Source organism: Streptomyces sp. NPDC058289 (assembly GCF_042880975.1).
GTDB lineage: Bacteria > Actinomycetota > Actinomycetes > Streptomycetales > Streptomycetaceae > Streptomyces > Streptomyces stoeckheimensis.
In genome coordinates this window covers 15,863-29,488 of sequence record NZ_JBHVYI010000066.1, presented here as the reverse complement: position 1 = coordinate 29,488, position 13,626 = coordinate 15,863, and the positions used below count along the sequence as shown (strand labels likewise).

General features: G+C 72.4%; 15 protein-coding genes. 9 read left to right on the top strand and 6 right to left on the bottom strand.

The window, feature by feature from the left end; all coding sequences use genetic code 11:
* Positions 1 to 31: 31 nt before the first annotated feature.
* Positions 32 to 643 (top strand): hypothetical protein, encoded by a 612-nt coding sequence (locus tag ACFVX6_RS28595; RefSeq protein WP_389696209.1) that lies wholly within the window; start codon positions 32 to 34, stop codon positions 641 to 643.
* Between the two features lie 71 nt (positions 644 to 714).
* Here the strand turns inward: ACFVX6_RS28595 and ACFVX6_RS28590 are convergent, their stop codons facing one another.
* The 4 genes from ACFVX6_RS28590 to ACFVX6_RS28575 form a co-directional block, all read right to left on the bottom strand.
* Positions 715 to 2,412: a flavin monoamine oxidase family protein gene (locus tag ACFVX6_RS28590; RefSeq protein ID WP_389696207.1), complete on the bottom strand. Its 1,698-nt coding sequence runs from the start codon at positions 2,410 to 2,412 to the stop codon at positions 715 to 717.
* Between the two features lie 78 nt (positions 2,413 to 2,490).
* Positions 2,491 to 3,291: a carbon-nitrogen hydrolase family protein gene (locus ACFVX6_RS28585; protein WP_389696205.1), complete on the bottom strand. Its 801-nt coding sequence runs from the start codon at positions 3,289 to 3,291 to the stop codon at positions 2,491 to 2,493.
* A 179-nt stretch (positions 3,292 to 3,470) separates the two neighbouring features.
* Positions 3,471 to 3,917, bottom strand: coding sequence for a hypothetical protein (locus ACFVX6_RS28580; protein ID WP_389696203.1), 447 nt, complete (start codon positions 3,915 to 3,917; stop codon positions 3,471 to 3,473).
* A gap of 44 nt (positions 3,918 to 3,961) precedes the next feature.
* Positions 3,962 to 4,093 carry a hypothetical protein gene (locus ACFVX6_RS28575; protein ID WP_389696201.1) on the bottom strand — a complete coding sequence of 44 codons (132 nt, stop codon included), beginning with the start codon at positions 4,091 to 4,093 and terminating at the stop codon, positions 3,962 to 3,964.
* Positions 4,094 to 4,247: 154 nt separating this feature from the next.
* Here ACFVX6_RS28575 and ACFVX6_RS28570 point away from each other — a divergent pair, with 154 nt between their 5' ends.
* The 6 genes from ACFVX6_RS28570 to ACFVX6_RS28545 all read left to right on the top strand — a co-directional run bounded on the left by ACFVX6_RS28570 (position 4,248) and on the right by ACFVX6_RS28545 (position 9,297).
* Positions 4,248 to 4,955 carry a GNAT family N-acetyltransferase gene (locus ACFVX6_RS28570; RefSeq protein WP_389696199.1) on the top strand — a complete coding sequence of 236 codons (708 nt, stop codon included), beginning with the start codon at positions 4,248 to 4,250 and terminating at the stop codon, positions 4,953 to 4,955.
* Positions 4,956 to 5,049: 94 nt separating this feature from the next.
* On the top strand, positions 5,050 to 5,160 hold the full coding sequence (locus tag ACFVX6_RS28565; protein WP_338056813.1) for a putative leader peptide: 111 nt from the start codon (positions 5,050 to 5,052) through the stop codon (positions 5,158 to 5,160).
* A gap of 61 nt (positions 5,161 to 5,221) precedes the next feature.
* Positions 5,222 to 6,415, top strand: coding sequence for an LLM class flavin-dependent oxidoreductase (locus ACFVX6_RS28560; RefSeq protein WP_389696197.1), 1,194 nt, complete (start codon positions 5,222 to 5,224; stop codon positions 6,413 to 6,415).
* Between the two features lie 26 nt (positions 6,416 to 6,441).
* Positions 6,442 to 7,809, top strand: coding sequence for an NtaA/DmoA family FMN-dependent monooxygenase (locus tag ACFVX6_RS28555; protein ID WP_389696195.1), 1,368 nt, complete (start codon positions 6,442 to 6,444; stop codon positions 7,807 to 7,809).
* Between the two features lie 80 nt (positions 7,810 to 7,889).
* Complete coding sequence (locus ACFVX6_RS28550) at positions 7,890 to 9,023, top strand: LLM class flavin-dependent oxidoreductase (protein WP_389696193.1); 1,134 nt, start codon at positions 7,890 to 7,892, stop codon at positions 9,021 to 9,023.
* A gap of 82 nt (positions 9,024 to 9,105) precedes the next feature.
* Complete coding sequence (locus ACFVX6_RS28545; RefSeq protein WP_389696192.1) at positions 9,106 to 9,297, top strand: DUF1059 domain-containing protein; 192 nt, start codon at positions 9,106 to 9,108, stop codon at positions 9,295 to 9,297.
* A gap of 34 nt (positions 9,298 to 9,331) precedes the next feature.
* Here the strand turns inward: ACFVX6_RS28545 and ACFVX6_RS28540 are convergent, their stop codons facing one another.
* Together ACFVX6_RS28540 and ACFVX6_RS28535 are read right to left on the bottom strand one after the other, a co-directional pair.
* Entirely contained in the window at positions 9,332 to 9,787 is a 456-nt protein-coding gene (locus ACFVX6_RS28540) for an Lrp/AsnC family transcriptional regulator (RefSeq protein ID WP_243334460.1), read from the bottom strand.
* 10 nt (positions 9,788 to 9,797) lie between these two features.
* On the bottom strand, positions 9,798 to 11,270 hold the full coding sequence (locus ACFVX6_RS28535; RefSeq protein WP_389696189.1) for an amino acid permease: 1,473 nt from the start codon (positions 11,268 to 11,270) through the stop codon (positions 9,798 to 9,800).
* A gap of 306 nt (positions 11,271 to 11,576) precedes the next feature.
* Between ACFVX6_RS28535 and ACFVX6_RS28530 the strand changes: the two genes are divergently transcribed.
* On the top strand, positions 11,577 to 12,701 hold the full coding sequence (locus tag ACFVX6_RS28530; RefSeq protein ID WP_389696187.1) for an LLM class flavin-dependent oxidoreductase: 1,125 nt from the start codon (positions 11,577 to 11,579) through the stop codon (positions 12,699 to 12,701).
* Positions 12,698 to 13,597, top strand: coding sequence for an SDR family NAD(P)-dependent oxidoreductase (locus ACFVX6_RS28525; protein WP_389696185.1), 900 nt, complete (start codon positions 12,698 to 12,700; stop codon positions 13,595 to 13,597). The genes ACFVX6_RS28530 and ACFVX6_RS28525 overlap by 4 nt, the downstream gene beginning before the upstream one ends.
* Positions 13,598 to 13,626 lie beyond the last annotated feature (29 nt).

Sequence of the window (13,626 nt, the reverse complement as noted above, 5' to 3'; positions counted from 1 at the left end):
TGCCTTGAGCACGCAGGCCTAGGCTCGGCCCATGACCAGCTTCGCCACGCACCGGCTCCGCGTGCACGACGCCACGCTGCCGGCCTACCGGCGGATGTCGGCCCTGCGCACCTGCCTGACCCAGTTCGCCCCGTACGGGCTCCGCGCGACCTTCCACCACCTGCGGGGCAGTGCGGGCATCCCCCGCGACCCGGCCCGGGACCCCGACTCGCTGGTGCGGGCGGTGGAGGAGCTCCGGGCCGCCCGGGAGGTGTGGGTACCGGGCATCCTGGCCTGGCAGGAGGCCCGGCGGCTCCAGAAGCGGGCCGGAGTGCGTCTGGCGGAGCCGCCCGAACCGCGGCCCCGGGTGTCGTGCCCGAACCCGGAGTTCCATCCGCTGGGCCCGCTGGCCGAGGTGATGCCCCGGATCCTGCGGGCGCGGGAGTACCCGGGTGGGGGGTGCGCGGTGTGCGAGGCCGACCACTCCCGCCTGAGCTGGAGCGACGGCCACCGCGTGCACGTACTGTGCGCGCACTGCGGGGTGGAGCAGCTCCCACCGACCCCGGAGGCGGTCGACGACGTCCACCGCCGGCTCGCGTGCGAGGCGCGCTGGCGGGCCGTCTGGCGGGGCGACGCGGAGTGGGAGCGGCCGCTCCGGGCATGAGTACGGGCCGCCTCCGCGCTCGCGCGCGCGGGGGCGGCCCGTGGTCACGGGGCCGGAGGGGCCGGGAGGGGTCAGTCCTCCGGGAGTTCGACCGGGGCTATCTCGTCGTAGACGTCGCCCGGGCCGGGGTTGGTGGAGTCCGTGGAGCCGCCGAGGTGGTGCATGACGCCCCAGACGGCGTTGAGGGCCGTCTGGACCGCGCCCTCGGCCCAGCCCGCCGTCCAGGAGATGTCGTCGCCCGCGAGGAAGATGCCGCGCTTGTCCTCGGGGAGGCGGTCCTGCATGAAGTGGGTGAACAGGCGGCGCTGGTAGCGGTAGTGGCCCGGCAGGTTGGCCTTGAACGCGCCCATGAAGTAGGGCTCGTTCTCCCAGGACACGGTCACCGGGTTGCCGATGACGTGGCGGCGGATGTCGACCTTCGGGTAGATCTCGCCGAGGGACTTCAGCATGACCTCCATCCGCTCGTTCGCGGACAACGGCAGCCACTTGAGGCTGTCGTCGCACCAGGTGTAGGAGAGGCAGATGACGGCCGGCTTGTCGGGGCCGTTGTCCAGCAGGTACGTGCCGCGGGTCATGCGGTCGGTCAGGGTCATCGACATGACGTCGCGGCCCGTTTCCTCGTCCTTGTCGAGCCAGAAGGGACGGTCGACCGGGATGAAGAGCTTGGAGCTCTCCATGTAGTGGGTGCGCTCGATCGCCGTCCAGTGGTCGATCGGGAAGAGCGTGTCGTCGCACGCGATCTTCGAGAGCAGCATCCAGGACTGGGCCGTGAAGATCGCGGCGCGGTAGGTGCGGATGTCGCCGGTGGCGTCCGTGACCGTGATGCGGTTGCCCGCCGTGCGGTGCAGGCGGGTGACCGCCGGGCGCGGGGCGCCGCCGTGCAGGGAGGAGAGGGAGGTGCCCTGGGCCCAGTGCACGATCTTCTCCGGCTCGCGGTCCCACATGCGCAGCGGGAGCTGCTGCGAGCCGCCCACGATGCCGCGGTGGTGGTCGTCGGCCTCGGTGTAGACGACGCGCAGGATCTCGAGGATCGAGTTCGGGAAGTCGGTGTCCCAGCCACCGGTGCCGAAGCCGACCTGGCCGAAGATCTCGCGCTTGCGGAAGGACTTGAAGGCCTCGGACTTGCAGAGGAACCCGTAGAAGGTCTCGTCGTCGAGCTTCTCGACGAGCTTCGCCCAGATCTCGCGGATGCGCGGGACGTCCCGCTCGCGCATCGCGGTGTTCATGTCGGAGAAGTCGGCGCCCTCGTCCAGGCAGGCGTTCCACGCGGCGGACACGTCGCGGTAGACCTGCGGGAGGTCGGCGATGGTCTCGGCGTAGTGGGTCTCGCCCTTGAGATCGACCACCGTCGAGGGGGTGGCCTCGGCGAGCGGGTTCGGGAAGGGCTCGGTGACCAGGCCGACGAGGTCGATGTAGTGCTGGAGGGCCGTGGAGGACGGCGGGAAGCGCATGGCGCCCATCTCCGCGGTCAGCTCCTCGGTGCCCGCGCCCTCGAAGCCCACGGTGCGCAGCCGGCCGCCGATCTGGTCGGCCTCGTAGACGACGGGCTTGAGGCCCATCTTCATCAGCTCGTACGCGGAGATGATGCCGGACAGCCCGCCGCCGATGACGGCGACCTCCGTGCCGTGCTCGGTCGCCGGTATCTGCCCGAGGCCCGCCGGGTGGGCGAGGAAGTCGTCGTACGCGTAGGGGAAGTCCGGTCCGAACATCGTGATCGGCATCTGGCCGTCGCTGTGCGGGACGGCGGTGGTGGGCACCGTGGACGTCATGGGGTACGACTCCTAGCGGGGTGGGGCAGGGGGGAAGGGCAAGCGGGGGGGAGGGCGCCGGCGGGCGCGGGGCCGCGGTCAGACGAGCGAGGCGTACAGACCGGGGCGGCGGTCGCGCAGGTACGGGTTGGTCTCGCGCGAGACGCGCAGCAGCTCGGGGTCGGCCTCGCCGAACACCAGCTCCTCGCCGCGGCCGGCCCGGGTCCGGGTGACCCCGTCGGGGCTGGCCAGGCAGCTGAGGCCGACGAACTCGAACTCGCCTTCCGGACCGGTGCGGTTGACGTACGCGATGTACATCTGGTTCTCGAAGGCCCGTACGGGTACCAGCTGTTCGGCGACGAACTGGAACGGGTGCATCTGCGCGGTCGGCACCAGGAGGAGGTCGGTGCCGGCGAGCGCGTGCGCCCGGACGTTCTCGGGGAACTCCACGTCGTAGCAGATCATCACGCCGACGCGGAGGCCGCCGAGGTCCGCCTGGACCACCGGGGTGTCGCCGGGGGTGAAGGCCGCCTGCTCGAAGCAGCCGAAGAGGTGGGTCTTGCGGTAGTTCGCGAGCCGTTCTCCGTCGGGGCCGAGGAGCTGCGCCGCGTTGTAGACGGCGTCGCCGTCCCGCTCGGGGTAGCCGTAGAGCACGGCCACCCCGTGGCGGCGGGCGATCTCGCCGATGGCGCGGGCGGACATGCCGTCGGCCGGTTCGGCGAGCCGGGCGATGTCCTCGAGCTCCAGCGCGTAGCCGGTCAGGAACATCTCCGAGGTCACGAGGAGCCCGGCCCCCGCCTGTGCGGCGCGTGCCGCGGCCTCTTCGAGCGCCTTCAGGTTGTCGGCGGTGTCGCCGAGCCGTCCGGAACTCTGGAGGAGGGCGGTGCGCAGCGGGGGCATGGGCGTACCTCTGTGGCAGGAGGGGTGGGGGTCCTTAGACGGTACGTTCGCGCGTTCGACCGGGACAAGCCGTGACCGTTGCGCTCCGCGCATCGATTCGTTGCGCATTGACGGGAACAACCGGCGATTCGTTGCGCGAAGGCTCTACGAACGGTCCGAAAGGCCTTTTCGGGGGTGTTCTACGGGCCCGGGCGGAAGGCCGGGTGCACGCTCAGCCTGCGCAGGTCTTCCAGGATGTCGGGCGCGTGGTTGGAGACCACCCGGCCGCTCCAGCCGTCGCAGAGGGCGGGGACCGTGAGCGTGCCGTCGTGGTCGTGCCCGGCGGCCTCGTAGGCGCGGCGGAGCGCCTCGTGCCCCGCGGGGTCGGAGCCGGGCCGCAGGACGGTCAGGGCCACGGTGTCCCGGAGGCCGAGGTCGGCGAAGGCGGCGGTGACGCCGAGGCAGCTCGGACAGTCGTCTGCGGCGACGTAGAGCCGGTACCGGTGCGGCTCGGGCGAGAACCCGGTGCCGATGCGGCCCCGGAGGACGGCGGCCTGGACGCGGCTCCGGGCGGGCGCCGGGACATGGCTCTGGGCGGGCGCCTGGACATGGGTCTGGACATGGGTCTGGACATGGGTCTGGGACATGCGTCTCCTCGGTCCGTGTGCGTACGCGCGTGCTCGGCGGGGCCTCAGGAGGCCGGGGCCGTGGCACTGCAGACGCGGAGGAGATCTATGTGCAGCCGGCGGGTGAGCCAGGAGCGGCGCAGCGGGGTGGTGGAGGGGGGTGTGCTGGTGGAGGAGGGTGGGGTGAGCTGGTCCACCGGGCCCCCTTCCTGTCCGCCACCCCCATTAGGCTGGCGTTCGCAGTCTCATGGCACCGCCAGGGGCCGTCAAGACCGCCCGCAAGAGTCCGTACAAGCGCCCGTACGCGTGCCCGTACGAGTCCCTGCGCCCGATGGAAGGAAGCTCCCGAAAATGTCCCGTGAGTCCCGGCCCGGTGCGGTCCTCGACAATCCCGTCTGGGCCGCGCTCGACGGCCCGCACCGGGGCTTCGCCGAGACCGGCCCCGCCGGGCTCGCCGCCCGTTACGCGGCCGGGGTGTCGCCCTTCGCCGCGCTCTGCGACCCGGAGGATCCGCGGGCCTGGGCGGACCTGGCCGAGCTCGCCGGCCCCGGTCGGGAGGTCTGGGTGACCGGGCTGCCGACCCCGCCCGCGGGCTGGGAGACGCTGATGTCGATACCGGGCGTACAGCTGGACGGCCGGGCGGTACGGGGCAAGGAGGAGCCGGAGGCGGTCCTGCTGGGGCCGGCCGACGTTCCCGAGATGCTGGAGCTGGTCGAGCTGACCCGGCCCGGCCCGTTCGGGGAGCGCACCGTCGAGCTGGGCACGTACCTCGGGATCCGCCGCGGCGGCCGGCTCGTCGCGATGGCGGGCGAGCGGATGCGGCCGCCGGGCTGGTCGGAGATCAGCGCCGTGTGCACGCACCCCGGTCACCGTGGCGAGGGGCTCGCCGGGCGGCTGATCCGCGCGGTCGTGGCCGCCGTGGAGGAGCGCGGGGACTCCGCGTTCCTGCACGCCGCGGCGGAGAACACCGCGGCCGTGGGGCTGTACCTCTCGATGGGGTTCGCCCTGCGCCGCGAGCCGGTCTTCATCGGGCTTCGCACGCCCGACACGAAGGATTAACACGGATTGACATTCCATCCGTTGTGGCCCGGTCCCCCCTGATCTAGCGTCGGAAGCACGACCGGGGACCGATGAGCGAAGGGGGTGGCCCGGCATGACCGTACGAACCGCCGGTGACGCCCTCACCCCGCGCCGTGCCGTCCGTCTGCACTCCCGCGCGCACATCGACCTCCTGCGCGTCGCCGGCTCCCTCTGTCGTTCCTGATCAGCGTTTCGCGATCCGCTCCGTCCTTCGCCGCGCCGCCCGATCAGGAGGCAGTTCCGCCATGCCCGTGCACCCTTCCCGCTCCCCTTCGCCCTCCCCCGCGCTCCACCTCGCCGTGGCCCTCGACGGTGCGGGCTGGCATCCCGCCGCCTGGCGCGAACCGGGTGCGGACGCCGACCGGCTGTTCACCGCCGGCTACTGGGCCGCGCTCGTCGCCGAGGCCGAGGCCGGGCTGCTGGACTTCGTCACCTTCGAGGACTCGCTGAGCCTGCAGTCCACCGATCCGGCCGGGCCCGACGGCCGCACCGATCTGGTGCGGGGCCGGCTCGACGCGGTGCTGGTGGCCGCCCGGGTGGCGCCGCTGAGCCGGCACATCGGGCTGGTGCCGAGCGTGGTGGCCACCCACACCGAGCCCTTCCACGTCTCCAAGGCGCTCGCCACCTTGGACTACGTGAGCCGCGGGCGCGCCGGGCTGCGCATCCAGATCTCCGAACGACCCGACGAGGTACGCCACTTCGGGCGTCGTACGACGCCCCTGGACCCGGCCGAGCTGTACGGGGAGGCCGCCGACCACGTCGAGGTGGTGCGGCGGCTGTGGGACAGCTGGGAGGACGACGCCGAGATCCGCGACGTGGCCACCGGACGGTTCGTCGACCGGGCCAAGCTGCACTACATCGACTTCGAGGGCCCCCGCTTCAGCGTGAAGGGTCCCTCCATCACCCCGCGGCCGCCCCAGGGCCTGCCCCCGGTCAGCGCGCTGGCCTCGGACGCAGCCGTGTACCCCTTCCTCGCCCGGTCGGCCGACATCGGCTACGTGCCCGCCCACGATCCCGGCGAGATCCGCACCGCCGTCGCCGCGCTCCCCGGGACCCCGCACCTGTTCGGTGAGCTGACGGTCTTCCTCGACGAGCAGCCGGCCGCGGCGGAGCGACGGCTCCAGCGGCTGGACGCCGCGCACGGGGCCGCGTACACGAGTGATGCCCCCGTCTTCGCGGGGACTCCGGCGCACCTCGCCGACCTGCTGCTGGAGGGTCAGGGGGCCGGGCTGACCGGCTTCCGGCTGCGGCCGGGGGTGCTCGCCCACGACCTGCCGGCGATCACCCGCGGCCTGGTCCCGGAGCTCCAGCGGCGCGGGGTGTTCCGGCGGTCCTACGAGGCCTCCTCGCTCCGCGGCCTGCTGGGGCTGGCGCGCCCGGCGAACCGGTACGCCGCCGACCCGACGGCTCCCGCCGCCACTGCTTCCCCCGCAGCCTGATTCCCCTGGAAGGACCGACGGCAACCATGAGCAAGCCGCTCAAGCAGATCCATCTCGCGGCGCACTTCCCCGGGGTCAACAGCACCACCGTGTGGAGCGACCCGGCCGCCGGGAGCCAGATCGACTTCGATTCCTTCGTCCATTTCGCGCGGACCGCCGAGCGCGCGAAGTTCGATTTCCTCTTCCTCGCCGAGGGCCTGCGCCTGCGCGAACAGGGCGGCGAGATCTACGATCTGGACGTGGTGGGCCGCCCGGACACCTTCACCGTGCTGGCGGCGCTCGCCGCCGTCACCGAACAGCTCGGGCTGACCGGCACCATCAACTCCACCTTCAACGAACCGTACGAGGTGGCCCGCCAGTTCGCCTCCCTCGACCATCTGTCGGGGGGCCGCGCCGCCTGGAACGTGGTCACCTCCTGGGACGCCTTCACCGGGGAGAACTTCCGGCGCGGCGGCTTCCTGCCGCGCGAGCAACGCTACGAGCGGGCACGGGAGTTCCTGGACACCGCCCACGAGCTCTTCGACGCGTGGGACGGCGGCGAGATCCTCGCCGACCCGGTCTCCGGGGAGTTCCTGCGGGACGCGGGGCCCGGCGCCTTCGCCCACCGGGGGAAGCAGTTCGACATCTCCGGGCACTTCAACGTGCCGCGCAGCCCGCAGGGCCGGCCGGTGATCTTCCAGGCGGGCGATTCGGACGAGGGGCGGGAGTTCGCCGCGGCCTCCGCGGACGCCATCTTCGGCCGGTACGGCACGCTGGACGAGGGCCGCGCCTTCTACGCGGACGTCAAGGGGCGGCTGGCACGGTACGGGCGCACCCCCGACGAGCTGAAGATCCTCCCGGCGGCGACCTTCGTGCTCGGCGACACGGACGCCGAGGCGCGGGAGCTGGCCCACGAGGTGCGGCGCCTACAGGTGAGCGGGGCGACCGCGATCAAGCACCTGGAGCACGTGTGGAACCGGGACCTGTCGGGCTACGACCCGGACGGTCCGCTGCCGGACGTGGACCCCGAGCCCGGGGAGAACACCATCGCGCTGGGACGGGCGAGCGTGCGCATGAACGGCGACCCGGTGGCCCTCGCGCGGGAGTGGCGGGAGCGGGCGGCCGCCCGGGGCCTGTCGATCCGGGAACTGGTGATCGAGACGACCGCACGGCAGTCCTTCGTGGGCTCGCCGCTCACCGTCGCCCAGGCCATCGACGCCCTGGTCCAGGCGGACGCGGCCGACGGCTTCATCCTGGTCCCGCACCTGACTCCGGGCGGGCTCGACGCCTTCGCGGACACCGTCGTCCCGCTGCTCCAGGAGCGCGGAGTGTTCCGCCGGGAGTACGACGGCCCGACGCTGCGCGACCACCTCGGGCTGGCCGCGCCCCGCGCGCTCGCCCCCGCGCGCGGCTGACCGCCGCAGGACCCCGGCCGACCACCGCAGGACCCCGTCCGAAAGCCGTCCGAAGCCCGTCCCACAGAAGGGGGAACACCATGCCCGGTATCCCGCTCGGGGTCCTCGACCTCGTCCCGATCCCGTCCGGCTCCACGGCGGCCGAGGCCCTGCGCGGCAGCGTCGACCTGGCCCGGCAGGCCGAGCGGTTCGGCTACGCCCGCTACTGGTTCGCCGAGCACCACCTGAATCCGGGGGTCGCGGGGACCTCGCCGGCCGTCGTGCTGGCGCTGACCGCCTCGGCCACCTCCACGATCCGGATCGGCTCGGGGGCGGTCCAGCTCGGGCACCGCACGGCCTTGTCGACGGTCGAGGAGTTCGGCCTGCTGGACGCGGTGCACCCGGGGCGTATCGACCTGGGGCTGGGGCGGTCGGCGGGCGGCCCGCCGGCGCGCCGAGCCGGGGCCGAGCCGCCGGTGGCGTACACCACGGCGAACGGCCTGCGCATACCGAAGCCCTTCTCCTTCGCCCACCTGCGCGATCATCCGCGGATCGCGCTCCAGCAGCGGCTGCTGCAGCTGCCGGGGGCCACGGCGCAGGAGTACTCCGAGCAAGTGGACGACGTACTGGACCTGTTGCGCGGGGAGTACCGCTCGGCGGACGGGGTGGAAGCGCATGCCGTGCCCGGGGAGGGCGCCGAGGTGCAGGTGTGGGTGCTGGGGAGCAGCGCGGGGGTGAGCGCGGAGACGGCCGGTGCGAACGGGCTCCGTTTCGCGGCGAACTACCACGTCAGCCCGGCGAGCGTGCTGGAAGCGGCCGAGGCCTACCGGGCGGCCTTCAAGCCCTCGGCCGGGTCGGGCGGGCTGGACCGGCCACACCTGACGGTGTCCGCCGATGTCGTGGTGGCCCCGGACGACGCCGAGGCCCGGGAGCTGGCCGCCGGGTACGCGCCGTGGGTGCACGGCATCCGGTCCGGCGAGGGCGCGATCCCCTTCCCCTCGCCCGAGGAGGCCCGGGAGCTGACCCGGGGCTGGTCGGCGGCGGACCACGAGCTGGTCGCGGACCGGGTGGAGACGCAGTTCGCCGGTTCGCCGGCCACCGTCGCCGACCAGCTGGAGCGGCTGCGGGACGCGACCGGCGCGGACGAGCTGCTGATCACCACGATCACGCACGCGCACGCCGACCGCGTGCGCTCGTACCGGCTGCTGGCCGGGGAGTGGGCCCGGCGGGGGTGACGCCCCGGCTTTCGCCGGGGGCCCGGGGGGAGGATCGTGGGAGGTGGGTCCGCCGGCGCCCGTCCACCCCGGGAGGTACATCATGCGCAAGGTTCTGGACTGCAGGGAGTACCCCAGCGAAATGAACTGCACCCTCACCATCGCGGGTGAGGAGGAGGAACTGCTCCGGGCCTCCGTGCAGCACGCCGTCGACGTGCACAGCCACACGGACACCCCGGAGTTCCGCGAGCAGCTGCGCGGCCTGATGAAGGACGAGGTCCCGCAGCACACCTGAGGCCGTACGGCGCACCGGCGTGGCATCAGGGGTGCTACGCCGGCGCGCCCGAGGTGAAGCGGCGCAGGAGCGGGGAGAGGACGAGGACCGACTTGGTGCGCTCCACGAAGGGCTCGCCCGCGATCCGCTCCAGGACCCGCTCGAAGTGCCGCATGTCGGAGGCGAAGATCTGGACGAGGGCGTCCGCGTCGCCGGTGACGGTCGACGCGGACACCACCTCGGGGTAGCGCTCCAGCCCCCGCCGGATGTCGTCCGGCGAGGTGTTGTGGCGGCAGTACATCTCGATGAAGCCCTCGGTCTCCCAGCCCATCGAGGCGGGGTCCACGCGGACGGTGAAGCCGGTGATGGCTCCTTCGGCGCGCAGCCGGTCCACACGCCGTTTGACGGCGGGGGCCGAGAGTCCGACCTCGGAGCCGATGTCCGCGAAGGAGCGGCGGGCGTCCTTGGCGAGGGCGTGCACGATGCGTTCGTCGAGATCGTTCAGTCGCACTGCGCGTAGATCACTTCTCTGCTGCGGCCGGTTCTGCTGTGGCCAGACGGGAGCGGCGGATGCCGTACAGGAAGTAGATCACGAGCCCGGCTGCCATCCAGCCACCGAAGACCTTCCAGGTGGCGACGTCGAGCTGGGTCATCATGCCGCCGCAAGCGATGAACCCGAGGATCGGCGTCAGCGGGAACAGCGCCACCTTGAAGGTGCGCGGCATGTCCGGGCGGGTGAAGCGCAGGATGATGACGGCGATGTTGACCAGGCCGAAGGCGAAGAGCGTGCCGATGCTGGTGGCGTCGGCCAGCTTGCCGAGGGGAACGGTGGCGGCGAGGAGTCCGCAGAAGAGGGAGACGATCACCACGTTGGCGCGGGGGGCGCCGGTGCGGGGGTTGACCCTGGCGAAGACCTTGGGCACGAGTCCGTCGCGGGACATCGCGAAGAGGATGCGGGTCTGGCCGTAGAGCACGGCGAAGACGACCGAGGCGATGGCGACGACGGCGCCCGCGGCGAGGACGACACCCCAGACGCTGTGGCCGGTGACGTCGGTCATGATCTGGGCGAGCGCGGCCTCGGTGCCCTCGAAGTCCTGCCAGGGCATGGCGCCGACGGCGACGAAGGCGACGAGGACGTAGAGGACGGTGACGATCAGCAGCGAGAGCATGATCGCGCGGGGCAGGTCGCGCTTGGGGTTCTTGGCTTCCTCACCCGCGGTGGAGGCGGCGTCGAAGCCGATGTAGGAGAAGAACAGGGTGGCGGCCCCGGCGACGACGCCCATGTTGCCGAGCGGGTTGAAGTTCGAGTAGTTGCCGGACTTGAAGCCCATGAAGCCGATGCCGATGAAGAGCAGCAGCGTGACGATCTTCACGGCGACCATGATCGAGTTGATCCGGGCGCTCTCCTTGGCGCCGCGCATCAGGAAGACCATGGCGAGCAGGACGACGACGAGCGCCGGCACATTGATGTAGCCGCCGTCGCCCAGGGGTGCGGCGAACCGTTCGGGGATGGTTATCCCTATGGTGCCGTCGAGGAGTTCGTTGAGGTACTCGCCCCAGCCGACGGCGACCGCCGCGACGGAGACCCCGTACTCCAGGATCAGGCACCAGCCGCAGATCCAGGCGACGAGCTCGCCCATGGTGGCGTACGCGTACGAGTACGAGGAGCCGGAGACCGGCACCGATCCGGCCAGCTCCGCGTAGGAGAGGGCCGAGAACAGGGCGGTCAGGCCCGCGATGATGAAGGAGATCGTGACGGCGGGGCCGGCCTTGGGGGCCGCGGTGCCGAGGACGACGAAGATGCCGGTGCCGAGCGTCGCGCCGATGCTGATCATCGTCAGCTGCCACATGGTGAGCGAGCGGCGCAGGGAGCCGCCTTCGCCCTGGCCGCCCTCGGCGACCAGCTGCTCCACCGGCTTGCGGCGCAGGAGCGGGTGGGCGGGCTTGCGCGGCGCCGCTGGGGCGAGCGGGGGCGCCTGGCCTTGGTCGAGCACGAGGGGACTCCTTTGTCACTGCGGGTGGGGTTTCAGGCGTCGACCGCAGCGGTCCGGAGCAGAGCAGGCCGAGGGCCTGGGCATGGGGGGACCGCGAGCAGGCGGTCCACGCCACTCCACGTACAGCGAGTGAGCCTACGAGCTGAGTGATACCGCCCGTAATGCACCATCCTTGCACATTGGCGACTGATCGTTGCGCGGATCTGTCCTGGATGGTCCTTTGTTGCGCGAGGATGATCGATCACTGCGCGAGCGATCCCGACCCACATTCTTGACACTTCGTCAGATCTGCCGCAGCGTGCCGCCATGGACCTGGACGTGCTCTACGAGATCGACGTGCCGCGGCCCTGGCGGGGAGCCCACCCGCACGGCCAGCGGGCCGCTGAGCAGCGCGCTTACCGGGAGGCGGTGGAACAGATCCGGCTCGCCGACCGCATGGGCTTCCGTACCGTCTGGGCGGTCGAACACCACTTCCGCGAGGGCCGCTCGCACTGCCCGGCCCCCGAGGTGCTCCTCGGGCACCTGGCCGGGCTCACCGAGCAGATCCGGCTGGGCTTCGGCGTGACCCTGACCCCCTTCGCCTTCACCCCGCCGCAGCGCATCGCGGAGAAGGTCGCCACCGTCGACGTGCTCTCCGGCGGCCGGGTGGAATGGGGCACCGGCCGCTCCACGCCCATGGAGCAGGCGGCCTTCGGGGTGGACCGGGAGAAGTCCCGCGACGACTGGCGCGAGGCCATAGAAATCGTGACCGGAATGTGGCGCGAGGAGTACTTCGCGTACGAATCGGAGCGTTTCTCCTTCCCGCGCCGCATGGTCACCCCCAAGCCGGTGCAGGATCCGCACCCGCCCGCCTGGATGGCGGCCACCTCCCCCGGCTCCGCCGAGGTCGCGGGCGCGCACGGCCTCGGGCTGCTGTCCTTCTCGATCATGCAGCCCCTGGAGGCGATGGCCGCCCAGGTGGCCGCCTACCGGGCCGCGGCCGCCGCCCCGAGCCCCCTCACCGACGTCACCACGGACCGGGTCGCCGCCTACACCCTGGTCCACGCCACCCCGCCGCGCACCGACCCGGGTCCCCGGGTCTGGGAGTCGGTCGCCTGGTGGTACTCCAACCTGGCGCAGTTCACCCTGGAGTGGGAGCTGCCGCACCTGAGCCCCGAGGAGCGGGAGCGGACCTTCCCGCTGCTCACGCCGATCCTCGAAGGGAACGTACCCGTACGGGAGTTCAGCGACGGGGACATGATCCTCATCGGGGACGCGGAGACGATCGTCGCCAAGGCGAAGCGGTACGCGGACCTCGGCGTCGACCAGCTCATCTGCTACGTCCAGTGGGGGTACCTGGAGCACCGGGAGATCCTGCGGACCCTGGAGATCCTGGGCAAGGAAGTCATCCCGGAGCTGGCCCGGTACACGCCCCGCAAGGCCTCCGCGTGAGCGAGGGCCCCGACACCTCTCCGGTCCGCGACAGCCCGTCCGACAACCCGTCCGACAGCTCCCCCGACAGCTCTCCCGGCATCCCCTCCGTCGCCGACACCTCACCCGTCCCCGACTACGCCGCCCTGCACCGGCTCGACGGCCGGGCCCTGGTCCTGCTCGGCGCGGGCAACGGCATCGGCCGCCAGACCGCGCACGCGCTGGCCGCGGGCGGCGCACGCGTGCTGTGCGTGGACGTGGACGAGGAGCGGGCCCGCACGGTCGCCGCCGAGACCGGGGGCGTCCCGTACGCCGCCGACGTCACGCGGCGCGAGGCCGTACGGGAGCTCTTCGCCGCGGCGCCGGAGCTGCTCGGGGGCCGCCCGGTCGGCGGGGTCGTCGACATCGTCGGCATGGCCCGGTACGCCGCGCTGCCCGAGCTGGACGACGAGGGCTGGGACTGGCACTTCGACCTGGTGCTGCGGCACGCCTGGCTGACCGTCCAGTACGGCGGCGAGGCCGTCGCCGCCGCCGGCGGCGGACCGCTGGTCTTCGTCGCCTCCGTCTCCGGGCTCACCGCCGCCCCGCTGCACGCCGCGTACGGGGCCGCGAAGGCCGGCCTGATCTCCTTGGTGCGCTCGGCGGCGGTAGAGCTGGGCCCGCGCGGGGTACGGGTCAACGCGGTGGCACCGGGGGTGGTGTGGACCCCGCGGGTGGCCGCACTGCTGGGCCCCGAGGGGCGCAGGCTGAACGCGGAGAACGCCCCGCTGGGCCGGGTCGCGGAGACCCGGGACATCGCGGCCGCACTGTACTTCCTGGCTTCGCCGCAATCCTCGTACATGACGGGGCAGACGCTGGTCGTGGACGGCGGCGTCGGCGTGAAGTTCCCGTACCCGACGGTCGGAGGCGCACGATGAGCACACGGGAAGCCGGGCCGGACGCGGGC

What these genes read in the sequence shown, in the direction of transcription:
- ACFVX6_RS28595 (WP_389696209.1), top strand. Translation starts at nt 32, where the DNA reads ATGACCAGCTTCGCCACGCACCGGCTCCGCGTGCACGACGCCACGCTG.
- ACFVX6_RS28590 (WP_389696207.1), bottom strand. Translation starts at nt 2,412, where the DNA reads ATGACGTCCACGGTGCCCACCACCGCCGTCCCGCACAGCGACGGCCAG.
- ACFVX6_RS28585 (WP_389696205.1), bottom strand. Translation starts at nt 3,291, where the DNA reads ATGCCCCCGCTGCGCACCGCCCTCCTCCAGAGTTCCGGACGGCTCGGC.
- ACFVX6_RS28580 (WP_389696203.1), bottom strand. Translation starts at nt 3,917, where the DNA reads ATGTCCCAGACCCATGTCCAGACCCATGTCCAGACCCATGTCCAGGCG.
- ACFVX6_RS28570 (WP_389696199.1), top strand. Translation starts at nt 4,248, where the DNA reads ATGTCCCGTGAGTCCCGGCCCGGTGCGGTCCTCGACAATCCCGTCTGG.
- ACFVX6_RS28565 (WP_338056813.1), top strand. Translation starts at nt 5,050, where the DNA reads ATGACCGTACGAACCGCCGGTGACGCCCTCACCCCGCGCCGTGCCGTC.
- ACFVX6_RS28560 (WP_389696197.1), top strand. Translation starts at nt 5,222, where the DNA reads ATGCCCGTGCACCCTTCCCGCTCCCCTTCGCCCTCCCCCGCGCTCCAC.
- ACFVX6_RS28555 (WP_389696195.1), top strand. Translation starts at nt 6,442, where the DNA reads ATGAGCAAGCCGCTCAAGCAGATCCATCTCGCGGCGCACTTCCCCGGG.
- ACFVX6_RS28550 (WP_389696193.1), top strand. Translation starts at nt 7,890, where the DNA reads ATGCCCGGTATCCCGCTCGGGGTCCTCGACCTCGTCCCGATCCCGTCC.
- ACFVX6_RS28545 (WP_389696192.1), top strand. Translation starts at nt 9,106, where the DNA reads ATGCGCAAGGTTCTGGACTGCAGGGAGTACCCCAGCGAAATGAACTGC.
- ACFVX6_RS28530 (WP_389696187.1), top strand. Translation starts at nt 11,577, where the DNA reads ATGGACCTGGACGTGCTCTACGAGATCGACGTGCCGCGGCCCTGGCGG.